Origin of the sequence: Rhodopseudomonas infernalis, assembly GCF_022271405.1 — a bacterium.
Classification (GTDB): domain Bacteria; phylum Pseudomonadota; class Alphaproteobacteria; order Rhizobiales; family Xanthobacteraceae; genus Rhodopseudomonas; species Rhodopseudomonas infernalis.
The window spans coordinates 1-24,709 of sequence record NZ_JAJNAL010000013.1; the positions used below are offsets into that span (position 1 = coordinate 1).

General features: G+C 65.7%; 27 protein-coding genes. 6 read left to right on the plus strand and 21 right to left on the minus strand.

From position 1 onward, the window contains the following. Window positions 1-92 precede the first annotated feature (92 nt). Window positions 93-1,094, minus strand: coding sequence for an extensin-like domain-containing protein (locus LPW26_RS11110; RefSeq protein WP_238735168.1), 1,002 nt, complete (start codon window positions 1,092-1,094; stop codon window positions 93-95). Between the two features lie 117 nt (window positions 1,095-1,211). Here LPW26_RS11110 and LPW26_RS11115 point away from each other — a divergent pair, with 117 nt between their 5' ends. Further along, window positions 1,212-2,840 carry a fatty-acid--CoA ligase gene (locus LPW26_RS11115; RefSeq protein WP_238735170.1) on the plus strand — a complete coding sequence of 543 codons (1,629 nt, stop codon included), beginning with the start codon at window positions 1,212-1,214 and terminating at the stop codon, window positions 2,838-2,840. Between the two features lie 239 nt (window positions 2,841-3,079). Here the strand turns inward: LPW26_RS11115 and LPW26_RS11120 are convergent, their stop codons facing one another. From LPW26_RS11120 to LPW26_RS11175, 12 genes are all read right to left on the minus strand, one after another. Next, on the minus strand, window positions 3,080-3,772 hold the full coding sequence (locus LPW26_RS11120; RefSeq protein ID WP_238735172.1) for a DUF2848 domain-containing protein: 693 nt from the start codon (window positions 3,770-3,772) through the stop codon (window positions 3,080-3,082). A gap of 67 nt (window positions 3,773-3,839) precedes the next feature. After that, complete coding sequence (locus LPW26_RS11125) at window positions 3,840-5,015, minus strand: ABC transporter substrate-binding protein (RefSeq protein ID WP_238735174.1); 1,176 nt, start codon at window positions 5,013-5,015, stop codon at window positions 3,840-3,842. 25 nt (window positions 5,016-5,040) lie between these two features. Next, window positions 5,041-5,805 carry an ABC transporter ATP-binding protein gene (locus tag LPW26_RS11130; protein ID WP_238735175.1) on the minus strand — a complete coding sequence of 255 codons (765 nt, stop codon included), beginning with the start codon at window positions 5,803-5,805 and terminating at the stop codon, window positions 5,041-5,043. After that, a complete protein-coding gene (locus LPW26_RS11135; RefSeq protein ID WP_238735176.1) occupies window positions 5,802-6,572 on the minus strand; it encodes an ABC transporter ATP-binding protein in 771 nt (256 codons plus the stop codon). Before LPW26_RS11135 ends, LPW26_RS11130 begins: the two co-directional genes overlap by 4 nt. After that, complete coding sequence (locus LPW26_RS11140) at window positions 6,569-7,423, minus strand: branched-chain amino acid ABC transporter permease (RefSeq protein ID WP_238735178.1); 855 nt, start codon at window positions 7,421-7,423, stop codon at window positions 6,569-6,571. Before LPW26_RS11140 ends, LPW26_RS11135 begins: the two co-directional genes overlap by 4 nt. Further along, entirely contained in the window at window positions 7,423-8,295 is an 873-nt protein-coding gene (locus tag LPW26_RS11145; protein ID WP_238735179.1) for a branched-chain amino acid ABC transporter permease, read from the minus strand. Before LPW26_RS11145 ends, LPW26_RS11140 begins: the two co-directional genes overlap by 1 nt. Window positions 8,296-8,395: 100 nt before the next feature. Then, window positions 8,396-8,776: a cupin domain-containing protein gene (locus tag LPW26_RS11150; RefSeq protein ID WP_238735180.1), complete on the minus strand. Its 381-nt coding sequence runs from the start codon at window positions 8,774-8,776 to the stop codon at window positions 8,396-8,398. Window positions 8,777-8,789: 13 nt separating this feature from the next. After that, a complete protein-coding gene (locus LPW26_RS11155; protein WP_238735181.1) occupies window positions 8,790-10,259 on the minus strand; it encodes a 4-hydroxyphenylacetate 3-hydroxylase family protein in 1,470 nt (489 codons plus the stop codon). Between the two features lie 34 nt (window positions 10,260-10,293). Beyond that, window positions 10,294-10,815 carry a flavin reductase family protein gene (locus LPW26_RS11160; RefSeq protein WP_238735183.1) on the minus strand — a complete coding sequence of 174 codons (522 nt, stop codon included), beginning with the start codon at window positions 10,813-10,815 and terminating at the stop codon, window positions 10,294-10,296. Between the two features lie 179 nt (window positions 10,816-10,994). Next, complete coding sequence (locus LPW26_RS11165) at window positions 10,995-11,543, minus strand: MarR family winged helix-turn-helix transcriptional regulator (protein ID WP_238735184.1); 549 nt, start codon at window positions 11,541-11,543, stop codon at window positions 10,995-10,997. A gap of 268 nt (window positions 11,544-11,811) precedes the next feature. Beyond that, on the minus strand, window positions 11,812-12,453 hold the full coding sequence (locus tag LPW26_RS11170; protein ID WP_238735185.1) for a cysteine hydrolase family protein: 642 nt from the start codon (window positions 12,451-12,453) through the stop codon (window positions 11,812-11,814). A 101-nt stretch (window positions 12,454-12,554) separates the two neighbouring features. Then, window positions 12,555-13,679, minus strand: a complete 1,125-nt coding sequence (locus LPW26_RS11175) for a substrate-binding domain-containing protein (RefSeq protein ID WP_238735186.1) — start codon at window positions 13,677-13,679, stop codon at window positions 12,555-12,557. Here LPW26_RS11175 and LPW26_RS11180 point away from each other — a divergent pair. After that, complete coding sequence (locus tag LPW26_RS11180) at window positions 13,651-14,247, plus strand: MarR family winged helix-turn-helix transcriptional regulator (RefSeq protein ID WP_238735187.1); 597 nt, start codon at window positions 13,651-13,653, stop codon at window positions 14,245-14,247. The genes LPW26_RS11175 and LPW26_RS11180 overlap by 29 nt on opposite strands. Before the next feature lie 134 nt (window positions 14,248-14,381). Continuing rightward, window positions 14,382-15,233: a DUF1499 domain-containing protein gene (locus LPW26_RS11185; protein ID WP_238735188.1), complete on the plus strand. Its 852-nt coding sequence runs from the start codon at window positions 14,382-14,384 to the stop codon at window positions 15,231-15,233. Between the two features lie 344 nt (window positions 15,234-15,577). Here LPW26_RS11185 and LPW26_RS11190 read toward each other — a convergent pair whose 3' ends face one another. From LPW26_RS11190 to LPW26_RS11215, 6 genes are all read right to left on the minus strand, one after another. Continuing rightward, window positions 15,578-16,510 (minus strand): MBL fold metallo-hydrolase, encoded by a 933-nt coding sequence (locus LPW26_RS11190; RefSeq protein ID WP_238735189.1) that lies wholly within the window; start codon window positions 16,508-16,510, stop codon window positions 15,578-15,580. 243 nt (window positions 16,511-16,753) lie between these two features. Continuing rightward, window positions 16,754-17,968 carry an acyl-CoA dehydrogenase gene (locus LPW26_RS11195; protein ID WP_238735190.1) on the minus strand — a complete coding sequence of 405 codons (1,215 nt, stop codon included), beginning with the start codon at window positions 17,966-17,968 and terminating at the stop codon, window positions 16,754-16,756. A 57-nt stretch (window positions 17,969-18,025) separates the two neighbouring features. Further along, window positions 18,026-19,105 (minus strand): 3,4-dihydroxy-2-butanone-4-phosphate synthase, encoded by a 1,080-nt coding sequence (gene ribB, locus LPW26_RS11200; RefSeq protein ID WP_238735192.1) that lies wholly within the window; start codon window positions 19,103-19,105, stop codon window positions 18,026-18,028. Between the two features lie 392 nt (window positions 19,106-19,497). Then, complete coding sequence (locus tag LPW26_RS11205; protein WP_238735194.1) at window positions 19,498-19,869, minus strand: carboxymuconolactone decarboxylase family protein; 372 nt, start codon at window positions 19,867-19,869, stop codon at window positions 19,498-19,500. Window positions 19,870-19,941: 72 nt separating this feature from the next. Beyond that, a complete protein-coding gene (locus LPW26_RS11210; RefSeq protein ID WP_238735196.1) occupies window positions 19,942-20,133 on the minus strand; it encodes a YgaP family membrane protein in 192 nt (63 codons plus the stop codon). 88 nt (window positions 20,134-20,221) lie between these two features. Then, window positions 20,222-20,839 carry a Crp/Fnr family transcriptional regulator gene (locus LPW26_RS11215; RefSeq protein WP_238735319.1) on the minus strand — a complete coding sequence of 206 codons (618 nt, stop codon included), beginning with the start codon at window positions 20,837-20,839 and terminating at the stop codon, window positions 20,222-20,224. 206 nt (window positions 20,840-21,045) lie between these two features. Between LPW26_RS11215 and LPW26_RS11220 the strand changes: the two genes are divergently transcribed. Then, entirely contained in the window at window positions 21,046-21,186 is a 141-nt protein-coding gene (locus LPW26_RS11220) for a hypothetical protein (protein ID WP_238735198.1), read from the plus strand. Next, on the plus strand, window positions 21,183-22,241 hold the full coding sequence (gene cobD, locus LPW26_RS11225; protein WP_238735201.1) for a threonine-phosphate decarboxylase CobD: 1,059 nt from the start codon (window positions 21,183-21,185) through the stop codon (window positions 22,239-22,241). The genes LPW26_RS11220 and cobD overlap by 4 nt, the downstream gene beginning before the upstream one ends. Before the next feature lie 57 nt (window positions 22,242-22,298). Here the strand turns inward: cobD and LPW26_RS11230 are convergent, their stop codons facing one another. Both LPW26_RS11230 and LPW26_RS11235 read right to left on the minus strand, forming a co-directional pair. Next, complete coding sequence (locus LPW26_RS11230; RefSeq protein WP_238735202.1) at window positions 22,299-22,604, minus strand: hypothetical protein; 306 nt, start codon at window positions 22,602-22,604, stop codon at window positions 22,299-22,301. A gap of 138 nt (window positions 22,605-22,742) precedes the next feature. Then, window positions 22,743-23,150, minus strand: a complete 408-nt coding sequence (locus tag LPW26_RS11235) for a hypothetical protein (RefSeq protein WP_238735204.1) — start codon at window positions 23,148-23,150, stop codon at window positions 22,743-22,745. A gap of 83 nt (window positions 23,151-23,233) precedes the next feature. On the opposite strand from LPW26_RS11235, the gene LPW26_RS11240 reads away from it, so the two are divergent. Next, entirely contained in the window at window positions 23,234-24,505 is a 1,272-nt protein-coding gene (locus LPW26_RS11240) for an acyl-CoA dehydrogenase family protein (RefSeq protein ID WP_238735206.1), read from the plus strand. Window positions 24,506-24,709: the final 204 nt, after the last annotated feature.

Genomic DNA, 24,709 nt, shown 5'->3' on the forward strand with positions numbered 1-24,709 from the left:
GAGCACTGACTCAGCGACTCGCGGAACGGAGTGCCCTCACCCGGATCGCTGCGCGATCCAACCTCTCCCGCGAGCGGGAGAGGTTGCGCTGACTAGCGCAGCTCGGGCGGCCGCTCACCCCGGGGCTTCTTCGGCTTCGCCTTGGTTTTCTTGGCCACCGGTGGCGGCGCTTCGGGTTGAGCGGCTGGCTCGGCGGTCTCCGGCTCGGCCTGCTCCGGCGGAGCGGCGCGGGCCGGTTCGCGCGTTGGCTCGCGGTCCTGCGGGCGATCGGCGGCGACGTCCCGCGGCGGAGCCTCGGCAGGACGCTCCGCCGGCAGCAGCGGCGCGATCTGGGGCATCGGCTCGAGTACGTCCCACTGGCACATCCGATAGTCCCGGCGCCGCTGCGCGAGGTCGAGGTGGATGTGGTCCTCGTGATAGCCGTCGGAGCCGGGGCCGAGCACGGTGGCGAAGCGGTCGCATACCGACTGCCGCACGCTCTCGCGCACCGCGCGCGGGCTGGCGCGATCGGTCAGCGACACCATCCGCCCGCTGGCGAGCTTGAGACCGCGGATGTCGATCGCGTTGGCCTTGCCGTGCTCGCTGAGCTTGGCGCCGCGCACCCGGTTGCGGCCACGGCATTCGTAGGAATCGAAATTATCGAGCGCGGCGAGCCGCGATTCCAGCGACGTCGCGATCGGCGCCACGTCGCTGCGGACCCAGTCGGCCAGCTCCGCCGCCATCGGGCAGCGCAGGATCGCCGCCGGCGTCATCGCCACGCGGGTGCCATCGGGCAACACGATCGCCTCGAGCTTGACCAGATCGGTGCCACCGCAACCGCCCGGCCCGGTGATATCAGGAATACTCGGGGCGATGGCGATCTGCTCGGTCAGCGCCAGCCTGCAGGCGCTCGGCGGCGCCGGCTGCGGCTTCGCGCTCTCGGCCTCGGCCCGCTGCGGTTCGCCCTCCGGCCGGCCGGCATCCGGCTTGTCCGCCTCTGTGGCGGCCGCGCGCTCGTCCGGCTGCGGAGCCGCCGCCGGGCGCGGCTTCGGCAGCGGAATCCGCTCACGCGCCTCGGCGCCCGGCGCGCCGAGCGTCAGTACCGCGATCAGCATCGCCAGCGCCGGCGCTTTGCCGCGGAACAGATTGCGACAGAACAGTTTTCCGCGGGCCGCGACCGCGCTAATGTCGCCCACAATCCCGAGGGGATAACAATCAGGAGGAAAATTCGGATGCTGGGACTGATGCAAGACTGGCCTTTGCTGTGTCATCGGATCATCGAGCACGCGGCTCAGGTCCACGGCAACCAGGAGGTGGTCACCCGGTCGGTCGAGGGTCCAATCGTCCGCACCACCTATGCGCAGATCCATCAACGGGCGCTGAAGGTGAGCCAGATGCTGGACCGCGCCGGCATCAAGCTCGGCGACCGCGTCGCGACGATCGCCTGGAACACCGCCCGGCATCTCGAATGCTGGTACGGTATTATGGGAATCGGCGCGATTTGCCATACGGTCAATCCACGGCTTTTTCCGGACCAGATCGCCTGGATCGTGAATCATGCCCAGGACCGGGTGATGATCACCGACCTCACCTTCATCCCGGTGCTGGAGAAGATCGCCGACCAGATGCCGAGCATCGAGCGCTACGTGGTGCTCACCGACGCCGCGCACATGCCGCAGACCACGCTGAAGAACGTCGTCGCCTATGAGGAATGGCTGAAGGAAGCCGACGGCGACTTCGAATGGAAGACCTTCGACGAGAACACCGCGGCGGCGATGTGCTACACCTCGGGCACCACCGGCGACCCGAAGGGCGTGCTGTATTCGCACCGCTCCAACGTGCTGCACGCGCTGATGGCCAACAACCCGGACGCGCTCGGCACCCGCGCCGCCGACACCATGCTGCCGGTGGTGCCGCTGTTCCATGCCAACAGCTGGGGCATCGCGTTCTCGGCGCCGTCGATGGGCACCAAGCTGGTGATGCCCGGCGCCAAGCTCGACGGCGCCTCGGTCTACGAGCTGCTGTCGACCGAGAAGGTGACGCATACGGCCGGTGTGCCGACCGTCTGGCTGATGCTGCTGCAGCACATGCAGAAGGAGAAGCTGACGCTGCCGGACCTGAAGATGGTGGTGTGCGGCGGCTCGGCGATGCCGCGCTCAATGATCAAGGCGTTCGTCGACATGGGTGCCGAAGCCCGCCACGCCTGGGGCATGACCGAGATGAGCCCGCTCGGCACCCTCGCCACGCTGAAGCCCCCGTTCGACCAGACCACCGGCGACGCAAGGCTCGACGTCCTGGCGACCCAGGGCTATCCGCCGTTCGGCGTGCAGATGAAGATCACCGACGACGCCGGCAAGGACGTGCCGTGGGACGGCAAGACCTTCGGCCGGCTCAAGGTGTCGGGCCCGGCGATCGCCAAGGCGTATTACCGCGTCGACAAGGAGATCCTCGACGAGACCGGCTTCTTCGACACCGGCGACGTCGCGACGATCGACAAGGACGCCTATATGCGGATCACCGACCGCTCCAAGGACGTGATCAAGTCCGGCGGCGAGTGGATCTCGTCGATCGACCTCGAGAACCTCGCGGTCGGCCACCCCAAGGTGGCGGAAGCCGCGGTGATCGGCGTGTATCACCCGAAATGGGACGAGCGGCCGCTGCTGATCTGCCAGCTCAAGCCCGACGTCACCTGCACCCGCGACGAGATCCTGCAATACATGGACGGCAAGATCGCCAAATGGTGGATGCCCGACGACATCGTGTTCGTCGACGCCATCCCGCATACGGCGACCGGCAAGATCCTCAAGACCGCGCTGCGCGATCAGTTCAAGACCTACACGCTGCCGGGGGCGGCGGCGTAGTCAGCGGCACGCGGCGCAGACTCACTGCCTGCGTCGCCCTCACCCCAACCCTCTCCCGCAAGCGGGAGAGGGAGCGCGCTGTGCTCTGCTCCCCTCCCCCTTGCGGGGAGGGGTCGGGGGTGGGGGTCCCCAAGCACCGCGCCCGGGGCGCCCTCACACTAGCCCTCTCCCGCAGGCGGGAGAGGGGGCGCGCTGTGCTTGGGGCTACGCTGTGCTTCGCCTTGAAGAACTAACTCCGATCAGCCCAACACCGGCAACGTCCGTACCTCATACCCGCTGCTGATGGTGCGGTTCAGGACCGGGTCGGTGAGTTCGTAGTCGAAGCGGGTGGCGGGGCGGATGCCGCCCTTCGCCGCGAAGGTGCCGCCGAACATCGCGGCGCCGTTGGGCATTCCATCTTTGCCGAATTCGCGCTCGATCAGCTCGGCCGGCGGCAGCATGCCGGAGAGGGTGCCTTCCTGATACAGCACGCGCTCGCCGCCGATGGTTGCGAAGGAGCGCAGCACGAGCTGATCCCAGTGCGCCGCGACGTCATCGAACGCCCACAGCTCGGGCGCGACCGGCTTGTCGCACATCTGCTTCGAGACAGTGATGTTGTAGGTCTCGACCTTGCGGTCGGTGTGGTCCGAGCCGACGCCGACATACAGCTGGCCGCCGGACTTGATCAGCACGAACTCGACTTCGCCGCTGGAATTCTCGTCGCTGACCTCGATCGCGGTGCGCGTCGTCAGCCGGCTTGCGGCGACGCGGTAGTAGATCGGGGTCGAAGCCGGAGGCGCAATGCCGAGCTCTTCCAGTTCCTTGATGTGCTTGTCGCGCGCCACCGGATCGCGGCCGGTCCAGCCGGCGATGATCAGATCGCCGATCTGGACCGATCGCGGCACCTCGCGGCCCTGTTCGTGAACGACGACATCGATGGGAGCGGCATACATGGACGGTTCTCGCAGGATGAAGGGAAACAGCGTCGTGCGGGACCGCCCGCACGACGCGATGAGTAGACTACTCGCCCTTGCGGGTGTCGAGTAGCGTCCAGTGCTGGTCCTTGGCCTCGATCACGTAGATCGGCTTGATCGCGTCGTGATCATCGCCGAACGAGATCGCGCCTTCGAGCGCCGGCAGGTTCTTGATCTTGGCCAGCGCATCGCGGATAGCGGTGCGTTCGGCCGCGGCCTTGTCGGCCGCGCCGGTGACCGACGCGGTCTTCATCGCTTCGGCCAGCAGATAGACGATGTCGTAGGCCGAGGCGTCCTGCTGGTTCGGCTCCTGGCGGGTCATGCCGGCCGCAGAGGTGCGCTTGGCGAACTCCTTGGCGAACGCCTTGGTCCGGTCGTTCAGCTCGGCGAAGAAGGTGGTGCCGATCGTCATCAGTTCGCCGGCGCCGGCCATGCGCTTCGGCAGATCCGGATCGGCGACGGTTGTGCCGGCGATCAGGCGGGCGGTGACGCCCTGACGCTTCAGCTCCTTGGCGAGGTTGACGGCGGCTTCCGGCGGCGCGCCGAGGCCGATGATGTCCGGCTTCATCTGCGCGAGCTGCGAGACCTGCGGCGACAGATCGAAAGCGTTGTACTGGAAGTCGACCGCGCCCTTGCTCTCGACGCCGTATTTGGTGAACAGCACCGGCAGCACCGCGGTGCCGATCGACTTCGACACGGTGTCGTCGGTCGCGAACGCCGTGGCGCCGGTCTTCATCGGCAGCTTCTTGTCGCGCAGCGTCGCCAGCACCTCGTCGATCACGGTCTTCTCGTCGCGGGTGTTGCGGAACGCGTAGCTGAAGCCCTTGGTCAGGCCGGGCGCCGAGGACGACATCGACATCTGCACGATGCCGAGACGCTCGCCGGCCGGGAACGCGACGCGGACTTCGCCGGACGAGAACGGGCCGATCACCGCCAGCGCCTTGTTGTCCTCGGCGAACTGGCGCACAGCCAGCGCGGCCTGCTTCGGATCGCCGCCGGTGTCGAACTTCACCAGCTTGATCTTGTTGCCGCCGACGCCGCCTTTGGCGTTGATCTCGTCGACCGCCATGTCGACCGCAACCTCGTTGGTATTGGCGAGGCTGACATAGGGACCGGTCTTGGCCATCGAGAAGCCGAGTACCAAGTCCGCTGCGCTCGCATTGCCTGCAACACTCATGAGTCCCAGCGCCAAGCCCGCTGCAATGATCCCCGTCGCCTTCATCAACCCTGCTCCTTCTTCCTCTGACTTAGTGAGAGTTCGCCCGCATCGGCTGCGGCGTATCCGGCGTCTCGTCGCTGCCGCCGCCGAGATAAGCGTCGAGCAGCCGGCGATCGTTACGCAGTGACTCGCACGGGCCGGCCACTGCGACCTTGCCGAGCTCGAGCACCGTGGCGCTGTGCGCGACCGACAGCGCCTTGCCGGTGTTCTGCTCGACCAGCACGATGGTCAGGCCGCTGCGGTTCATTTCCTGGATCAGGTCGAACACCTTGGAGACGAACAGCGGCGACAGGCCGAGCGACGGCTCGTCCAGCATCAGCACCTGCGGCCGCGCCACCATCGCGCGGCCGATCGCCACCATCTGCTGCTCGCCGCCGGACAGCGTCGCGGCGGCGACGTGGCGGCGCTGGCCGAGATTGGGGAAGCGCTCGTAGATCGCGTCGATCTCGCTGCGCACCGCATGCCTGTCGCGGCGCAGATGCGCGCCGAGCAAGAGGTTCTCCTCGACGGTCAGCGACACCAGCACCTGGCGGCCCTCGGGGACCAGCACCAGCCCCTGCGCCAATCGCGTGTGCGGACGCGCGCGCGACAGATCCTGATCGCGGAACTGGATGCAGCCCCGCACGGCGGGCACGGCCCCCATGATGCCGAGCAGCAGCGTGGTCTTGCCGGCGCCGTTGGCGCCCAGCACGGTGACGATCTCGCCCTCCTCGACGGTGAGCGAGACGCCGTCGAGCGCGGTGACGCCGCCATAGGCGACGGTGAGGTCGGAAACCGAGAGGATCGCGCTCATGCCGCCTGCTCCGCGCCGAGATAGGCAGTGCGCACCACGACATCGTGCTGCACCACAGAGAGCGGCCCCTCGGCGATCTTGCTGCCGAAATTCAGCACCACGACGTGGTCGCAGATCGTGCCGACGAAATGCATGTCGTGCTCGACGATCAACAGCGTGATGCCGCGCGCCTTCAGCGCTTCCAGATGCGCGGTGAGCGCCTGGGTTTCGACCGGGTTGAGGCCGGCCGCCGGCTCGTCGAGCATCAGCAGCGAGGCGCCGGCGAGCGTGGCGCGGACCAGATCGATGCGCTTGCGGATGCCGTAGGGCAGCTCGCTGACCATGGCGTCGGCATAGGCGCCGAGCCCCATCTCATCGAGCGCCGCGACCGCGTCGCGCCGCCAGCGATGGTTGGGGATCAGCCGGAACGGCGTCAGCAGATTGAGCAGGCCGGAGGCGCGGACGTGCTGGCCGACCAGCAGGTTCTCCCACACCGTGAGATGCTGCATCAGCCGCACATTCTGGAAGCTGCGCGCGATGCCGAGCTTGATGCGGCGGCGCGACGCCATGGTGGTGATGTCACGCCCTTCGAACGACACCTTGCCGACATCGGGACGGAACACGCCGCTGACCATGTTGAACGCCGTGGTCTTGCCGGCGCCGTTCGGGCCGATCAGCCCGACGGTCTGGCCGCGCGCCACCGTGAAGCTGAGGTCGCGGATGACGTGCAGGCCGCCGAACGATTTCGACACGTTCTCCAGTGCGAGCAGCGGAGCCGGTGCGGTCATGGCTGCGCTCCCGCGGGCTTGCGTTTGAACAGGCGGCCGAGGCTGCGCAGCGACGCCGGGGTGACCAGACCTTGCGGCCGCACCGCCATGAAGCCGACGATCAGCACCGCGAACAGCACGTAGCGCCACGCCTCACCGGCGCGCAGCAGTTCCGGCACCACGCTGAAGAACAGCGCGCCGACCAATGGCCCCCACACCGTCTGGGTGCCGCCGAGCAGCACGTACAGCACCGTGTAGATGCTCAGCTGAACGCTGAAATGCTGCGCCTCGATGAAACTGAAGTGATGCGCGTAGAGCCCACCGCCGATGCCGGCGATCGCCGCGCCGAGCGTGAACGCCGCGACCTGCAGGCCCCAGACCTTCAGGCCGAGCAGATCGGCGACCAGCCGGTCGTTCTTGATGGCGGTGAGATACAGCGTGAAGCGGGTCTGCGACAGCCCGACCACGAACAGCACGACCGCAGCCGTGACCGAGAACACCGAGACCGGCGACGCGTAGGTCGAGACCGGATAGCCGGCCGCGGCGCCGACCACTTCGAGATTGAGGAACACCGCCGAAATCACCTGGCCGAGCGCGAAGGTGGCGAGCGCCAGATAGATGCCGTGGGTGCGCAGGATCGGTACCGCGACCAGCAGCGCCAGCGCGCCGGCCGCCAGGCCGCCGCTCGGGATCGCCGTGATCAGCGACCAGCCCATCTCGTTGGTGAGATACGCCGCCGTGTAGGCGCCGATCGCCATGAAGCCGGCGATGCCGAGATTGAGCTGGCCGGCGACCAGCGGCAGATACACCGCATAGGCCGCCATGATGTTGAAGCACAGGATGATCAGGACGCCGGTCTGATAGCCGCTCATCACAGCTTCTCCCGGATCGCCGGCTTGCCGAACAGCCCGTGCGGCCGCAGGATCAGCAGCACCAGCAGCGAGCCATAGACCGCGATGTTGACGGTGTCGGCGCCGAACGCCCAGATCGACCCGACCTCGATCAGGCCGATGATCAGCCCGCCGATCACCGCGCCCCAGACGCTGCCCATGCCGCCGATGATCATCGCGGCGACACCCTTGAAGCCGACGCCCTCGCCCATGAACGGCGACACCTGCAGATAGCTGAGCGCGAACATCACGCCGCCGAGCGCGGTGAATAATGCGGTGAGCACGAAGATCTTCGGCACCAGCCGGCCGACATCGACGCCGAGCAGCACCGCGGTCGAGCGGCTCTCGGCGATCGCGCGGATCTGCCGGCCGAGATTGGTTTTGCCGAGCAGGAACGACAGCCCGACCACCAGCGCAAAGGTCAGCACCAGGCTGATCGCCTGCGCGGCGCCGATCACCAGGCCGCCGATGCGGAAGTTGAAATCGCCGAGCAGCGACGGAAACGTCTGCTGATCGGAGCCGACGCCGACCAGCACGAGATTCTCGAGAAGCACCAGAAAGCCGAGCGACGACACCAGCGGCACTTCCGGATCGGCGCCGCGGGTGCGGCGATAGGACAGCTGCTCGACCGCGAGCGACACCAGCGCGGCCGCCGCGAGAGCGCCGGCGATCGCGAAGGCCCAGTGCCAGCCCTGCGTGAGCAGCACCCAACTCACCATGCCGCCGATCATGAACAGGCCGGGGATGGAGAAGTTGAGGAAGTTGAGGATGCCGATCGCGAGCGTGAAGGACACCCCCACCAGCACATAGATCGAGCCGAGCATCAGGCCGTTGATCAACTGCTGCGCGATCATGCCCGATCTCCGCACGCCGCCGCGAGCCCGGACGTGGTCGCCCGGACGCCGCGGCGATGGCCGCCGAAAGTGCTGGTGAAGCTGTCCGTCATCGCGTGCCTTAGACCGGGTCGAAGTAGTGCAGTTCGAACAGCACGCAGCCGGTCTCGGACTTGAACGGACCGTGGAACGCGCCCGGCGGACGGCAGGCGTAGGTGAACGGCTTGAAGCTCTCGCCGCCATTGCCGTTCTCGTCGTTGCCGACGGTCAGGTCGCCGGAGACCAGGAACACCTCTTCCCAGTACTCGTGCACGAACGGCTTGGTGGTGAACTCGCCCGGCTCGAACCGCAGCAGGCGGCTGCGCGAGCCGCGGTGGTTTTCTTCGTCGAGGCCGCCGGACAGGATCTTCTGCTGGATGCCCTTGGGATAGCCGGCCGGGACTTCCCAGCCGGTGGTCATGTCGACCGCCCGGAACTCGTCGTGGATTTTGTTGACTGGCATGGTGCGCTCCTGATCAGGCGGCTTGCGAGGTTTTCAGCTCGTCGGCGAGCTCGTAGCTGGACAGCATGTTGGTGACGAGGCCGCCGGCGGCGTCCCAGTCGTAGGTGCGGAACGAATGGTTCTTGGTGACGAAGGTCGCCCCGGCGTAGAACATCTCGTACTGCTGATGGCGCGAGGCGAATTCCGAGCCGACCGCGTCCCAGGCCAGCTTGTAGAACTTGACCTTGTCGGTCGCGCTCGCCGCAGGCGACTGCTGGGTCTTCTCGACCAGCGCGGCGATCTCCGGATTGGCGAGATCCTGCACCGAGGACGGCAACATGATCATGCCGCCGCCGGCGAGTTCGCGCAGCGTGTTGAGGATCTTGGAATACAGCTGCTGAGTGAGGGTCTGCGCCGCATACAGCGTGTGGCGATCCGGCACATAGTAGCGGCCGTATTTGGTGCCCTTGATTTCCATCGCGGCCACGAAGGCGTCGACCATGCCGCCCTCGGCGGCGAGCTGACCAAGCGTCTCGCGAACCTGCGGGAAGCCGAGCACGCCGTTGGTCTCGGCGATCCGCCGCGCCATGCCGATCAGGAAGCGCACCTTCACCGACAGCCGGACCATCGCCTGATAGTTCTGATAGACGTGCGCCGGCGTCGCGTGGAACTGCTTCTGGCACATTTCCAGGTTCTTGTAGACGAAGATGCGATCCCACGGCACTTTCACGTCGTCGAAATACAGCACCGCGTCGTTCTCGTCGAAGCGGCTCGACAGCGGATTGTCGAACACCGATTGCGACGACGCCTCGTAGGACTTGCGTGACAGGATCTGCAGGCCCTTGCTGTTCATCGGGATCGCGAAGGACAGCGCATAGGGCTCGTCGCCCGGCTGCAGCGGCTGGATGCAGGTGACGAAGACTTCATCGGCCATGATGCCGCCGGTCGCCAGCATCTTGGCGCCGCGCACGGTGATGCCTTCGGCGTCCTGATCGACCACGCCGGTGGTGAGGAACGCATCCTTCTGCTGGGCGGCGCTCTTGGAGCGGTCGGCCTGCGGATTGATGATGACGTAGGTCAGGTACAGGTCGTTGTCGCGCGCATAGGTGTAGTAATCGGCGAGCGCCTTGGCGCGATCCTTGTCGTAGGCCTCGAACTGATCCAGCCCCATATACATGCCGGCGATGCAGGAGGCGACGTGATCCGGCGCGCGGCCGAGGAAGCCGGCATGGAGCCCGCCCCACTCTTCCAGCGCGGTGCGGCGCTGGCGAAGCTCTTGGAAGGTCTCGGGAAGCTGCCAGATCCGGTTGGCGCGGCCGGCCGGAGTCGCGAAGGTCATCAGCTCGCGATTGGCTTCATCGGCGGCGAAGTCGAACAGCTTGCCTACCGACTGGATCGCGTTGCGAAACGCCGGATGCCGCGTGGTGTCGTCGACCCGACGGCCGTCGATGAACACGGCGCGTCCGTCGCGGAGGCCGGCAATGTGTTGTTGTCCTGTCTTCATCGTCACACGCTTCCTTATGCTGTGCTCGCCCGGGTCAGTAGTGGATCGGCAGCGGCCACATCGGCTCGCTGCCACCCTGCCGGCTCAGGCTCTGATACTTGCCGCGGAAAAACACCAACGGCTCCTCGTCGTCGCGCGCGCTGAAACGCACCACGCGGCCGACGAAAATCACATGATCACCGCCGTCGTACTGCGCGTAAGGCGCGCACTCGAAATGCGCGAGCGCCCCCGCCAGCAGCGGCGCCTCGGCATGGCCGAGCGAATGTGCGACGTCGCTCCATTTGTCGGTCGCGGCCTTGGCGAACTGGTTCGACAACGCCTCCTGGCCGCGGCTGAGGATGTTGACCGCGTAGCCCTCGGCCGCCTGCATCGCAGGCAGGCTGAGTGCACGGCGGTCGACGCTGAACAGCACCAGCGGCGGATCGAGCGACACCGAATTGAACGAACTCATCGTCATGCCGATCGGCACGCCAGCCCCGCCGCGCGCCGTGATCACGGCGACGCCGGTCGCGAACTGCGACAACGCCGATCGAAATTCCCGCACACCTTGCGTCATCAACCCTCGCTCGAATTACCTTTGATCCAAAGCTATTATAAAAAGCTAGTCAAGCGCGAATGCGAGGCAATCTCTGAGAAAAGATGCGGCAGTGCGACATCGATTTGGGCACGGCCAAGCGCCGCCAGCGCCGGAAACGCAGGATCAACTTGAATTGTCGTGCGGAAGACGAGCGGGCTTCAGCGCCGCCGCGACATTTTGCGCGTGGACTCGGCCGCGAGCGTCGAAGGCGCAGTGAGGAAGCTCATCAGCGTCACGGCCTTGTCGCCGCAGGCGACCAGCCGCGCCATCATCGACGCGAGCTGGCGAAATTCCGGCCCGCTGAGGCAGTCGAACAACGCGTCGTTGACCGGCGCCTGGATCTCGACGAGCTGCTCCAGCAACTTGCGCGCCTTCGGCGTCACCGTGAGTAGCACGCGGCGACGGTCTTCCTGATTGGCCCGCTTGTGAATGAGGCCGGCCTTGACCAGCTTGGAGACCTCGATGGTGACGAAGGCGCCGGACAGATGCAGATGCTCGGCGATGCGGCTGACGCCGACGCCCTCCTCGCCCTGCAGATGCGCCACCGAGATCAACGTCGTGTAGGCGATGCCGGAGATGCCGAGACGATCGCCGAAACCGGCGCGACATTGATCGACGCGCGCGCTGAACGCCAGAAAGTCGTGAATGAAGGTACGAAAGACTTCGTCATCGCCCTTGGGCATCAGCTCTGATTTCGACACGGTCACGCGGCGCAAAGTTCCTACTCCCCTGGATTTGCGGCCGAGGCTGGCCGGGCGGGATAGGACCTTGTCGTACGGAATGCGGCGATTGTACAGGTTCGCTACGCGACCCAGACTCCGAGACGGCCAAGCTTCGTTGCCGGCGTCGCAACCTCTCCGAGGAGCCCTGGCGCACCGGACCGTGGATCAGAGTGTTCAGTCGAAAACGTGTGTCGACCACGCAGACCGGAGCTGCCGTTCGGCAGCCCCTTCCCTTGCTGCGCGAAAGACCCGCTCAGACGACGGCCTCAACGCCGGGCTGGTTCGAATTTGTGCGGATCGCGGCGATCGTTTCGTCGATTGTCAGGATCTTGGCGAACGCCACACCCAGCGTCGCCAGCGTCGCCTTCTTGATTTCCTCGACGGTCAGCCCGCCAGCGGGGAACGTTTCGGTGCCGTCGCTGGGGAAGAACACATGATAGTCCCTCATCCCCGCTTCTCGCGCCGTGGTTTCGCAGCAAATATTGGTACAGATGCCCGTTACGATGATGCTGTCGATTCCGTTCGATCGTAGGATCTGATCCAGATCGGTGCCGGTGAACGAGCCGTAGCGAGGTTTGTAGAGCATGATGTCCCGGGGGCCGACCTCGACTCCCGGATGAAGCTTCGCCGTCTCGGTGCCTTCGTTGATATAGCCCGCCCTGACCGGTTCGATCAGTTCGCCCATCGTGCCGTGGTTCGAGCCGTCCGCGCGGGTGACATGAAGCGTATGGATCACCATCATGCCCGCCTCGCGACAGGCCGAAGCCAGCCGGTTCACCTGGGGCAGCAGAGCCACGCCGTCGGGCGCCGCCAGGGGCGTGCCCTCGACGAAGGCATTCTGCATATCGACGTTTACGAGCGCGGTCCTGGACGGAATGAGTTTGTAGTCGGCCATATGTCACCTCCTCAGGCGAGGTCAACATACAGCCGGCCAGAATTTATTTTCAAGTGAAAATATTTCGGTTTCAGATATTATCGGTTCGCGGTCGCGGGCTCTCAGGCGTTGCCCATCACGACGGGGGAAGTGATCTGGATGGATCGAGAGGTCGCGGTGCGGTAGCCGACATCTTCGAGCGCGCAGAGATCGTAGCCCCTCGCCTCCACGAGATGAATCGGCGCACCGAGGTGGTTGGACTGCATTCGGCAATCGCCGCGAGGAGTCGAGATAGCCAACCCGTCCGCGAACGCCTGCATCTTGTACAGATCAAGACTGCCAGCCTGCTCCGCGAGCGCCTTGAGCAGATGCAGGCCTTCGTAACAAGACACGCCGAATCGGTTCGGGACAGGCGCGCCCGGCCCGAACCTTCGACGGTAGCTGTCGCGGAAGCGTCCCCCGGAATTCGTCTGCAGATGATTGGTGAAACCCGCTGTCGAATACATGTTGTCGACAGCGTCGCATCCTATCCCCAACAGAGTATTCTCACAGAGCACGGGGGCAGCTCGGGCGATCTTGCGGTGGAGTCCGACCGAGCTGAATTGGCGATTAAACACAATTGCGTCCATACCGACGAGATAGATCAGCACCGCATCGGCGCGACTCCGCTCGATCCGCCGCAATGTCGCGTGATAATCCTCGGTGTAGAGCGGGAGATATTCCTCGCCGACGATCTCGCCGTCCGCCTGCGCGATATAGTCCTTGGCGATCCGGCAGGATTTGAGCGGAAAACTATAGTCGTTGGCGACGATGAACCATTTGCGGGCGTCGCGATTCGATCGAAGCCAGACAATCAGCGGGTCGAGTTGCTGGACTGGCGTCTCGCCGCACATGAAGACGCCGAACGAATACTGATCGCCTTCGTAAAGCGTCGTATAGACATAAGGAATGCGGCCTCCGATCGCACTGACCAGAGCGTCTCGATTGGGACTCACATGAGAGCCGATCATCGCGCGGATGCGGTGCTCTTCGATCATATGCGACGTATCGGCGACGACGCGCTCCGGACGAGCCCCGCCGTCACCAAACACCAGTTCCAGACGACTTCCGAACAGGCCGCCTCCCGCATTGATTTCTTCGACCGCAAGCTTCGCACAGTCGATCGAGGATGGACCATAAAGACCGATCGGCCCACTTTGTGGCGTCATTAGTCCGATCTTGATCACGCTGCCGCTACCCGTGCGCATCATGCAATCCTCCGCGAACATGACTCTCGCTATCCAATTTTCGTGCCAACCACAAACCTTCCATCAGCTCCTTTTCCGCCAATCAGGTAAGCTATCAGCGCAGGAAAAACTGATTCCGAAGATGATTGAGAATTCGATGCCCCGGCCGAACCTCGAATACATGCTCGCCGTCGCCAGTCACCGGATGAGCCAAGCCCTTGCGGCGGAACTTGCAAGCTACGGCATTGCACTCGAACACTGGCGGATTCTCACGCATCTCGCCGACGGCGCCGGCTGGACGATGACCGAGCTCGCGGAGGCCGCGCTGCTGAGTATGCCGACGGCGACCCGCACGGTCGATCACATGGTCGGAGAGGCCCTGATTTATCGCACTCCTCACAGCAGCGATCGACGGAAGGTCGTGGTCTTTCTGTCCGACAAGGGGCGCAGCCTTTGGTCGCAGATCCAGCTGAGCGCCGACGGGTGCGAGCAATCCATCGTCGAGCAATACGGCGACGTTTGGATCAAGCAACTCGTGAAGCGGCTGCAGCACTTGGCCGAGGCAGGCCAAGCAAAACCGCGCAGATGATCGGCATTCTCTGGGCGGTGGCACACACAAGCGTCGCCGCATCTTGAAATCAGCCGCCGTCCATGATCTCAACGGACCGTTGCAGCGCGGCGGGATTGCCGGCGATGCGGCTCCAACCCGGCAGAACGGACCCGATGGCGCGCAGATTTTCCGCTCCCTATCAAATGGAGCCCGTGTCGAGCCTCGCGGTGTGGGCGCGCCGGCTCGCGGTGTTCGCCGCGATCGCCGCGGTGGTATCGACGCTGGTGGTGCGGTTCGACTTCCTCGAAGTGCGGCCCGCGATCGTCACCTTCTTCGGCGCGCTGGCGCTGGCCGGGCTGTCGATCGTGCTGGCGCTGGCCGGCTTCGCGGCGATCTGGCAGAACGGCTCCCGCGGCATGGCGCGCATTCTGCTGGCGCTGCTGATCGACGTGATGATTTTGGCTTATCCGGCCTATCTCGGCTGGAAATATCGCAGCCTGCCGAAGATCCACGACATCACCACCGACGCGATCGACCCGCCGAAGTTCGAGACGCTGGCGCGGCTGCGGGTCGGCGACGGCGTCAACACCGCGGTCTATGCCGGGCTGTATTCGGCCGAGCTGCAGCGCGCCGCCTATCCGAATCTCGAGACCGTGCAGGTCGACCTGCCGGTGCAGCGCGCCTATGACATCACGCTCAATCTGGTCAACCGCCGCAAATGGCGCGTGGTGGATTCTCGGCCGCCGCAGCCGCCGCGGCGCGAGGGCCATATCGAAGCGGTGGCGCGCACCGAGGTGATGTGCCTGCCCGAGGACGTCACGATCCGCGTGCTGCCCGACGGCGACGGCGCCCGGATCGATATCCGCTCCGCCTCGCGCTATTTCGAAAGCGACCTCGGCAGCAACGCCGCGCGCATCGCCAAGCTCAGCGAAGACATCACTACCGCCGCGGAAAATGCACCCGCGCCGAAGCCGGAGCCCGCACCGAAGCAGCCCGCGAAGGGTAAGGCGGCGCCGAAGAAGTAGGCGGCGCGCGCGTCGCGATTTTGGTTGCCACCTTGCCCCAAGCACAGCGCGCTCGCCCTCCCGCTTGCGGGAGAGGGCTGGGGTGAGGGCGCCCCAGGCAGTGACTCAGCGACTCGCGGAGAGGAGTGCCCTCACCCGCCGCGCTACGCGCGTCGACCCTCGGGTCAAGCCCGAGGGCAGGCTCTCTCCCGCAAGCGGGAGAGGTTGCGCTGTGCTGGTGGCGAGATTCTGCCTGACAAAAGCGGCTGTAGGATGGGTTGAGCGCAGCGAAACCCATCACGTCAGTGCGGCGTGGTGGCGATGGGTTTCGCTTGCGCTCAACCCATCCTACGAGGCAGTGCGTGTTACTTCGCCAACCGGTACCTTCCGCCGATCAGCGGATCGCCCTCGGTGGCCACGATGCCGCGGGTCACGAGGTCTTCGAGATGGGCAAGGACGGAGTAGCCGGCGGCGCCCATCAGGCGGGGGTCGATGCCGATGTAGATGGCGCGGACCATGGTGGGGATGTCGGTCTCGCCCTTGCCGAGGCGGTGCAGGATCGAGGCTTCGCGGGCGACGCGGTGGCGCTTGAGGAAACGCGAGTAGCGCGGGCCCTCGAGGATCTCGGCGCCGTGGCCGGACAGATACAGCTGCTCGTCGCGCGCGATCAGGCGGTCGAGAGAGGTCATATAGTCGACCATCGAGCCGTCCGGCGGCGCCACGATCGAGGTCGACCAGCCCATCACGTGATCGCCGACAAAGATCGCGTCGCGCTCTTTCCAGGCGAACGCCATGTGGTTGGCGGTGTGGCCCGGGGTCGCCACCGCTTCGACCGCCCAGCCATCGCCTTCGATGACATCGCCGTCGCGGATCGTCACGTCGGGCCGGAAGGCGCGGTCGGCGCCGGATTCGGTCGACACCGTCTCGCTCTCGAAATACGGCCGCGAGGCGCGGTGCGGGCCTTCGGCATAGACCGTCGCGCCGGTCGCGGCCTTGAGGCGCGGCGTGCCGGGCGAATGATCCTTGTGGGTGTGGGTGACGAGGATGTGGGTGACGGTCTCGCCCTTCACCGCATCGATCAGCGCCTGCGCGTGCGCCTCGTCGTCCGGACCGGGATCGATGATCGCGACCTTGCCGGTGCCGACGATGTAGCTGACCGTGCCGGTGAAGGTGAACGGCGACGGATTGTTGCAGAGAACGCGGCGCAGCCCGGGTCTGATCTCCTCGACGACGCCGGCTTTCAGCGGGAAGTCGCGATTGAACGGAACGTCGTCCGAAGTGTCGCTGGCGTCGCTCATGCGTTTCCCGGTGATGTTTGTTGTTGTTAGTTCGTAGGATGGGTTGAGCGTCAGCGAAACCCATCTTGGTCGTCGCGATGGGTTAGCTATCGCCGCGTTCCCCCTCGGCCGTCATCCCCCGCGAATGCGGGGGATCCAGTAATCACCGTCCCCCCCAATAGTAAACGCCCTGGGATACTGGGTCGCCCGCCTGCGCGGGCGATGACGTTTACGGGTGGGCGCCGGCGCGGCCCACACCGAGGCTTACGAAAACGCCTGCAGCCCTGTGATGGCACGGCCCAAGATCAGGGCGTGGACGTCGTGGGTGCCCTCGTAGGTGTTGACCGTCTCGAGGTTCTGGGCGTGGCGCATCACGTGGTACTCGATCTGGATGCCGTTGCCGCCGTGCATGTCGCGGGCGACGCGGGCGATGTCGAGGGCCTTGCCGCAATTGTTGCGCTTGATCAGCGAGATCATCTCCGGCGCGAACCGGCCCTCGTCCATCAGCCGGCCGACGCGCAAGCTGGCCTGTAGGCCGAGCGAGATCTCGGTCTCCATGTCGGCGAGCTTCTTCTGCACCAGCTGGGTGGCGGCGAGCGGACGGTTGAACTGCTTGCGGTCCAGCGTGTACTGCCGGGCGCGGTGCATACAATCTTCAGCAGCGCCCATCACGCCCCAGGAGATGCCGTAGCGGGCGCGGTTGAGGCAGCCGAACGGGCCCTTGAGGCCGGAGACGTTCGGCAGCAGGTTTTCTTCCGGCACGACGACGCCGTCCATCACGATCTCGCCGGTGATCGAGGCGCGGAGCGACAGCTTGCCGCCGATCTTCGGCGCCGACAGACCCTTCATGCCCTTTTCGAGAATGAAGCCGCGGATCTGGTTGTCGTGCGCGGCGGACTTCGCCCACACCACGAACACGTCGGCGATCGGCGCGTTCGAGATCCACATCTTCGAGCCTGAGAGCCGATAGCCGTCGGCGACCTTCTCGGCCTTGGTCTTCATGCCGCCCGGATCGGAACCGGCATCCGGCTCGGTGAGACCGAAGCAGCCGACCCACTCGCCGGACGCGAGCTTGGGCAAATACTTCTTCCGCTGGGTTTCGTCGCCATAGGCGTAGATCGGATACATCACCAGCGACGATTGCACCGAGTTCATCGAGCGATAGCCGCTGTCGACGCGCTCGATCTCGCGCGCCACCAGGCCGTAGGCGACGTAGCTGGCGTTGGCGCAGCCGTAGTCTTCCGGCAGCGTGATGCCGATCAGGCCGAGCGAGCCCATCTCGTTGAAGATCTCGCGATCGGTCTTCTCTTCAAGATACGCCTGCGACACGCGCGGCAGCAGCTTGTCCTGAGCGTAGGCGCGCGCGGTGTCGCGGATCATCCGCTCGTCTTCAGTGAGCTGATCTTCCAGGAGCAGCGGATCGTCCCACTTGAAACTCGCGGGAACCGGCTTGTCCTTGGTTTGCGCGCGAACGCTCATCGATCATCCTTTCACGACGCCGCCGCATGTCGCGACGAGCTGAAGCTAAAACGTTGGTCAGGTGCCTTCAAGGTGCTCGTTCGACACGATCTCGATGCCGAACCCTGACAGGCCCTTGTAGTCGAATTGCGACGAGGTGAGATGGCGGATCGAGGACACGCCGAGATCGCGCAGGATCTGTGCGCCGACTCCGATCTCGCGCCACTGCCGGTGGCGATCGGCCTCGGCCGATTTCGGTTCGTCGATCGGCGCGACCGGAACGCCGGCAGCGCCGTCGCGCAGATACACCAGCACGCCGGAACCGTTCTTCTTGAAATGCTCGAGCACAGCTTCCATGCGCCGCGCACCGGTGAAGATCTCCTTGACGATGTTCGGCTTGTGAAACCGCGTCAGCACGTTCCGCCCGTCGCCGATGCCGTTGTAGACGCAGGCGACGTGGGCGATGGAATCGAACGGCGACCGATAGGCGTAGCCCTGCATCGGGCCGATCGGGCTTTCCAGCGGGAACGTCGCAACCCGCTCGATCAGCTTCTCGCGCGCCTGACGATGAGCGATCAGGTCGGCGATGGTGACCAGCTTGAGGTTGTGCTTCTTGGCGAATTCAACGACCTGTGCGCCCTTGGTGACGGTGCCGTCGTCGTTCATCAACTCGCTGATGACGCCGACCGGCGGCAGACTGGCGAGCCGGCACAGATCGACCGCGGCCTCCGTATGGCCCGAGCGCATCAGCACGCCGCCGTCGCGGGCGATCAGCGGGAAGATGTGGCCCGGCCGTGCGAAGTCGGCGGCGCCGGCGTTCGGGTTGGCCAGCGCGCGGCAGCACGACGCGCGCTCATCGGCCGAGATGCCGGTGCCGTTGTCGGGCTTGTAGTCGATCGACACCGTGAAGGCGGTGGTGTGGTTGCTGTCGTTGTGCGCCACCATCGGATCGAGCCGCAGCCGGCGGGCGTCGTCCATGGTGATCGGCGCACAGACGATGCCCGACGTGTGGCGGATGATGAACGCCATCTTCTCGGCCGTGCACAACGAGGCGGCGACGACGAGATCGCCCTCGCCCTCGCGATCATCATCATCCGTGACGACGACGATTTCGCCGGCAGCGAAGGCTTGCAGAACGTCCTGGATCGGGTGCGCCATGGGTCACTCTCTGGAACAAGAGCAGACCATATGACGCAGCCCGCGCGGCGACGCAACCCGCGCCGCTGCGAGGCCGTTGCGAGTGTCGCACAGCGGAATGCGAAGGTGATGACAGGAACGCACAGTGGCGAGCTCCCCTCGGCCCGCATGGGTTCTCGCCCCAAGCACGGCGAGCTCCCTCGCCACGCTCTTGCGGGGAGAGGGTTGGTCAGTGCTCTTGGGCGAGCGATGAAAGCCATGCGAGCACTGAGGCTCGGCTCCCCCCGTAGGGTGGCGCTGAGCGAAGCGAAGCCCACGCGGAAGAGCCCGGCGCGTGGGCACGGCGCTATGCGCCTTTGCCCACCCTACAAGGGGCGAGGCGCTTTGCTACGCATGGAAACGGCGGCGCGTGCTCACGCCGGTGTCGCCGCAGCCGCCGCCTTCTTCTTGGCGAACTGATCGTACGCTTCGACGGCCTGGGCGGCGTACATCACGCTGGGGCCGGCGCCCATGTAGATGGCCATTCCCATCGTCTCCATGATCTCGTCGCGGGTGGCGCCCTGCTTCACCGCGGCCTCGGCGTGGAAACCGATGCAGCCGTCGCAGCGCGTCGCGACCGAGATCGCGAGGGCGATCAGCTCCTTGGTCTTGGTATCGAGCGCGTCGGCCTTGAGCGCCGCCTGCGCGATCGCCGAAAACCCTTTCATCACGTCGGGCGCGCCAGTGCGCACTTCGCGCAGCGCCGTCGACAATTCGCCCGTCAGATCGATCCAGTTCTTGTGCATGGTTTCACCTGAATGAGAACAGCTCCCGGATCGGCCTCTAGCCGATTCCGGGAGCGATGACGAACGCGTCGATCAGGACTGCTTGACCGGGCAGGTCCGGATGCCGAACAGCGTGTAGGCCGGGCAGAAGCCGACAGCGGCGGTGAGCAGCGGAACGACGCCGATCCATGCCCAGATCGGGCCACCGGTCAGCGCCCAATAGATCAGGCCGATGCCGACGACGGCGCGCAGCAGACGATCGATCATTCCAACATTCACGGACATCGTGTTTTCCCCTCGCTTGGTTGAGTGACGCCGTATGTCTAGGGCGCGGGGGACAAGCGGTCTGTGACGAAGTCACCGCCGAATGAATTCAGTGCCCGGCGGCGGCGCGCAGCGGCGCGGCGTTGCGCAGTTCGACGCGGCCGCGGCCGAGGCTGACCCAGCCGCGCCGTTCGAACGCCTTGAGCTGCCGGCTGACGACCTCGCGGGCGCTGCCGATTTCGGCCGCGAGCTGCTGATGGGTGATCGACAATTCGCCGCCGCCGCCGGCGAGCGTCAGCAGCCGCGCCGCGAGCCGCGACTCGATCGACGCGAAGGCGACGTTCTGAATCACCGCCATCAGGTCGGCCATCCGCGCCGCCTGGGCGCCGAACACGAAGCTGCGGAATTGCGCGGAGCGCGCCATCAGATCGTTGAAGGTCGCAGCCGGCAGCGCCATCGCATGGACAGGCGTCTCGGTCACCGCGAAGGCGCTGTACGCATCGGAGGCGAGCAGCGCCAGCGTGGTGAGAATGCAGATGCTGCCGGGGCCGAGCCGATACAGCACGATCTCGTTGCCGTCGGCATCGAGCTGATACACCCGCACCGCGCCGTCGATCACCAGGATGAAAGCGTTGCACGGCTCGCCCGGCGCATACACGGTGGTGCCGGCAGGCGCGTTCATCGCCATCGCGCCGCCGGCGAGCGGCGCGCGTTCGCCCTCCGGCATCGTGGCCAGGGCGGGAAACTGCTTCAACCAGTCGAGATTGGACACGGGACTTCCATTCGCCGCAGCATGGCTGGTCGATCGTATGATCGACGCGCGGCTTCGTCCAATTGATCCGTGTCAATGCCGAGGCGAGAGAACCACAGCTGCTGCGCCGGGCGCGCGACGTGCTACATCGTCGCTTCCGATCGGACAGGAATGGACAGGCGATGGGTCTCGGACTGGGGAACAAGCTACAGAGCTGGCTCGACGGCCACGGCCTCGGCGCGATCATCGGCGCGGTGCTGGCGGTGATCGTGACGCTGGCGCTGATCCTGGTGATCGGCGGCTACTGGCTGGTGACGCCTTGACCGGCAGCGCTGCGGCGGCGCTGCGGATCCACGGCGGGCGCGTCGATCTCGCCGCCCAGGCCTATCCGGACGCGCCGCTGCCGTGGATCGACCTGTCGACCGGCATCAATCCGATCGCCTATCCGGTGCCGCCGCTGCCGCCGGAGGCGTTCGCGCGGCTGCCGCTGGCGACCGAACTGCACGAGCTGTGCGCGGCCGCGGCGGATGCTTATGGCCTGCCGCAAGGCGCCGCGATGCTGCCGGCGCCCGGCAGCGAGATCGCGATCCGGCTGACGCCGCGGGTGCTCGCGGCGCGCCCCGCCGCGCAAGTCGGCATCCTCACGCCGACCTACAGCTCGCACGCTGCGGCGTGGCGCGCGGCCGGCGCGCGGGTGCACGAACTCGGCGCCCTGCCCGATCCTGACGCCGCGCTCGACGCGCTGGTGGTGGTGAATCCGAACAATCCGGACGGCCGCGGCATCGACGCCGGGACCTTGGCGGCCTTCGCGGCGACGTGGTGCGCGTCCGGCAAGCGGCTCGTCGTCGATGAGGCCTTCGCCGAGGTGCGGCCGGAGCTGTCGCTGCTCCGCGGCGCGGCGCTGCCGCCCGGCCTCGTGGTGCTGCGCTCGCTCGGCAAGTTCTTCGGCCTCGCGGGATTGCGGCTCGGTTTCGTGGCGGTGAATGCCGGCGATGCGCCGCCGTGGCGTGATCTGCTCGGCGACTGGGCCGCCTCCGGCCCCGCCTGCGCGATCGGCACGCGCGCGATGCGCGATACAGCGTGGATCGCCTCAGCGCGCGAGCGGCTCGCCGCCGATCGCCGGCGACTGGATGCAACGCTGACCGCCGCAGGTCTGACGGCGCGCGGCGGCACCGATCTGTTCGGCCTCTATGAGGACAACGACGGGCGTGACCTGGTGGACGCGTTTGCCCGCGCGGGCATTTTGATCCGAGGCTTCACACACAGCCCGCAGTGTTATCGTTTCGGCCTGCCGGGCGATGCAGCCGCCTGGCAACGGCTGGAGCAGGTGTGCGCGACGTTGCAAGGACGAAAAGCCGCGAACGTTGCCGCAGGCTGAGCCCCGGGCATGACGGGGTCAGATCGTGCCGAGCGGCCCGCAGCGGCGGCGTAGCGCCTACGCTGCGCGGCGCATCGAGGGCTTGCGGAGCGGCGGGGCCGGCGCTTTCGCGACGGCGCGCGAGGCGCGGCTGTCGAAGGCATCGCCGGCGGTGAGCAGGACGAGGCCAGAGAGGCCGGCGGCGGAGCCGATCAGGCCGAGCGTGATCACCAGCGGATAGCCGATCACATAGATCGCGCCGAACAGCAGCACCACCAGATTGAACGCGAAGAAGTACTTCGCTTCCGGAGTGCCGTGGACCGCATCCTTGGTCAACCAGCCGATCACCGGCACGTAGTAGAACGCTCGGACCAGGCCTTTCACATCTCTCTCCCGTGCTGTCCTGCCGGACCAGGGCGACGCAATCGCAAGCGCCTTGCAGTCCGAACTGATGGGTCATCAATCCGTCGCAGCGCAGCAATTGTCAACGCGGAGCGGGATACCTCCGTACTCGTCCGGAGGTTAAAAGTTGATCAGATGCAATGGCTTGCTTGGGTAGTGGAGGGGCTGCCCGTAGCATTCCGCACTGCCCGCAAAAATGACCGATGGCGTGTTGTCACCAAGCCCCGGCGGAGCGGCCGATGCGCAAGGAGGCGTCTGCCATCGTGTGACGGCGGTCTGCCGTGCGCGTGCGGCCGAGCGCCGCAACGTGTCATCAGACGGAATATCGGGCGGTGCCGCATCGCCACCATTCGCGATCGACGTCGACACTCGCTGCGACCGATCACGCGAGTCCGTTCGCGGAATCAACAGCAAGGTATTGGCGATTTGTTTGTTTATTTCCGACAGCGGAATTCGATCCGGCCTGCATGGAAGCGGCGGCATGATGGAACACAATCGTGCGGCTAATTCGCCGCCGACCTTCGACAACGCCGCTCGTTCGTGTCTATAAAGACCTGCAACCATCCATCCAGGATGGACCAACGCGATGATCACATCGGGAGGACGATACGATGCAAGTGGCCTATGTGCCCCGCCAGACCCCCTACACGCTGTCTCCGGAAGACGAACTGAATGATCTGCGGATGTCGGAGAAGGTCCGACCGCTGTACGATCACGTCAAGAAGTTCATCGCCGAGACAGTCGAGCCGATGCAGCACGAGTTCGATATCGCGGAAGCTAAGAATACGAACCGCTGGTCGTTCTCGCAGGAGCAGCTCGATCTGCTCGGCAAGGCCAAGGCGAAGGCCAAGGAAGTCGGTCTCTGGAACTTCTTCCTGCCCGACGCCGAGACCGGCGAAGGCCTGAGCAATCTCGACTACGCTTATATCGCGGTCGAACTCGGCAAAGCACCGCTTGCCTCCGAAGTGATGAACTGCTCGGCGCCCGACACCGGCAACATGGAAGTGTTGGAACGTGTCGGCACGGCCGCGCAAAAGGAGAAGTGGCTGAAGCCGCTGCTCAACGGCGAGATCCGTTCGGCCTATGTGATGACCGAGCCGAACGTCGCGTCCTCGGACGCCAAGAACGTCTCGACCTCGGCCGTGCTCGACGGCGACGAGTGGGTGATCAACGGCGAGAAGTACTACATCTCCGGCCTCGGCGACCCGCGCTGCAAGATCATGATCGTGATGGTCAAGACCGATCCGACCGCCGCGCCCAGCAAGCAGCAGTCGCAGATCCTGGTGCCCGTCGACACCCCCGGCGTCGAAGTGCTCGGCCCGATGCACGTATTCGGCCACGACCACGCGCCGCGCGGCCACATGCATATGCGCTTCAACAATGTGCGCGTGCCGAAGGAGAACATCCTGCTCGGCGAAGGCCGCGGCTTCGAGATCTCGCAGCTCCGCCTCGGCCCGGGCCGCATTCATCACTGCATGCGCACCATCGGCAAGGCCGAGAAGGCGCTCGACCTGATGGTGGCACGCGGTCTCACCCGCGAGGCGTTCGGCAAGAAGCTGGCGCATCTCGGCGGCAACATGCAGATCATCGCGCAGGCCCGCTGCGAGATCGAAGCGATGCGGCTGATGGTGCTGAAGGCCGCCAAGGCGATGGACGTGCTCGGCAACAAGGAGGCTCGTGTCTGGGTCAGCATGGTCAAGGCCATGGTGCCGGAGCGCGCCTGCAAGATCATCGACCAGGCGATCCAGATGCACGGCGCCACCGGCATCTCGCAGTGGACCCCGCTGGCCGAGATGTACACCGACGTCCGCCATCTCCGCTTCGCCGACGGTCCGGACGAGGTGCACTGGATGGTCGTCGGTCGTCACGAACTGACGCTGTAAGCGACCTACAACGCGATCAACGGCTCCACGCCGTCATTACAAGCGAAGCGAAGCAATCCAGCAGCCCCGGTGCTCGGAGCTGGATTGCTTCGTCGCTGCGCTTCTCGCAAAAACGGACAGTGAGTTCATTGCGCTCCGTGCTGTGCACCGATAGCGGGCAGGCTGCGGCGGCGATCAGCGCCGGGACCGCGGCAATCCGTAACA

Excerpts from the sequence above, each read along its gene's own strand:
- LPW26_RS11185 (WP_238735188.1), top strand. The coding sequence starts at position 14,382 with ATGGCGCGCAGATTTTCCGCTCCCTATCAAATGGAGCCCGTGTCGAGC.
- LPW26_RS11205 (WP_238735194.1), bottom strand. The coding sequence starts at position 19,869 with ATGCACAAGAACTGGATCGATCTGACGGGCGAATTGTCGACGGCGCTG.
- LPW26_RS11125 (WP_238735174.1), bottom strand. The coding sequence starts at position 5,015 with ATGAAGGCGACGGGGATCATTGCAGCGGGCTTGGCGCTGGGACTCATG.
- LPW26_RS11175 (WP_238735186.1), bottom strand. The coding sequence starts at position 13,679 with ATGCGCACGGGTAGCGGCAGCGTGATCAAGATCGGACTAATGACGCCA.
- LPW26_RS11170 (WP_238735185.1), bottom strand. The coding sequence starts at position 12,453 with ATGGCCGACTACAAACTCATTCCGTCCAGGACCGCGCTCGTAAACGTC.
- LPW26_RS11120 (WP_238735172.1), bottom strand. The coding sequence starts at position 3,772 with ATGTATGCCGCTCCCATCGATGTCGTCGTTCACGAACAGGGCCGCGAG.
- LPW26_RS11160 (WP_238735183.1), bottom strand. The coding sequence starts at position 10,815 with ATGACGCAAGGTGTGCGGGAATTTCGATCGGCGTTGTCGCAGTTCGCG.
- LPW26_RS11135 (WP_238735176.1), bottom strand. The coding sequence starts at position 6,572 with ATGACCGCACCGGCTCCGCTGCTCGCACTGGAGAACGTGTCGAAATCG.
- LPW26_RS11130 (WP_238735175.1), bottom strand. The coding sequence starts at position 5,805 with ATGAGCGCGATCCTCTCGGTTTCCGACCTCACCGTCGCCTATGGCGGC.
- LPW26_RS11155 (WP_238735181.1), bottom strand. The coding sequence starts at position 10,259 with ATGAAGACAGGACAACAACACATTGCCGGCCTCCGCGACGGACGCGCC.
- LPW26_RS11195 (WP_238735190.1), bottom strand. The coding sequence starts at position 17,968 with ATGAGCGTTCGCGCGCAAACCAAGGACAAGCCGGTTCCCGCGAGTTTC.
- LPW26_RS11210 (WP_238735196.1), bottom strand. The coding sequence starts at position 20,133 with ATGTCCGTGAATGTTGGAATGATCGATCGTCTGCTGCGCGCCGTCGTC.
- LPW26_RS11115 (WP_238735170.1), top strand. The coding sequence starts at position 1,212 with ATGCTGGGACTGATGCAAGACTGGCCTTTGCTGTGTCATCGGATCATC.
- ribB (WP_238735192.1), bottom strand. The coding sequence starts at position 19,105 with ATGGCGCACCCGATCCAGGACGTTCTGCAAGCCTTCGCTGCCGGCGAA.
- LPW26_RS11240 (WP_238735206.1), top strand. The coding sequence starts at position 23,234 with ATGCAAGTGGCCTATGTGCCCCGCCAGACCCCCTACACGCTGTCTCCG.
- LPW26_RS11140 (WP_238735178.1), bottom strand. The coding sequence starts at position 7,423 with ATGAGCGGCTATCAGACCGGCGTCCTGATCATCCTGTGCTTCAACATC.
- LPW26_RS11190 (WP_238735189.1), bottom strand. The coding sequence starts at position 16,510 with ATGAGCGACGCCAGCGACACTTCGGACGACGTTCCGTTCAATCGCGAC.
- LPW26_RS11215 (WP_238735319.1), bottom strand. The coding sequence starts at position 20,839 with ATGCCGGAGGGCGAACGCGCGCCGCTCGCCGGCGGCGCGATGGCGATG.
- LPW26_RS11110 (WP_238735168.1), bottom strand. The coding sequence starts at position 1,094 with ATGCTGATCGCGGTACTGACGCTCGGCGCGCCGGGCGCCGAGGCGCGT.
- LPW26_RS11145 (WP_238735179.1), bottom strand. The coding sequence starts at position 8,295 with ATGATCGCGCAGCAGTTGATCAACGGCCTGATGCTCGGCTCGATCTAT.
- LPW26_RS11150 (WP_238735180.1), bottom strand. The coding sequence starts at position 8,776 with ATGCCAGTCAACAAAATCCACGACGAGTTCCGGGCGGTCGACATGACC.
- LPW26_RS11220 (WP_238735198.1), top strand. The coding sequence starts at position 21,046 with ATGGGTCTCGGACTGGGGAACAAGCTACAGAGCTGGCTCGACGGCCAC.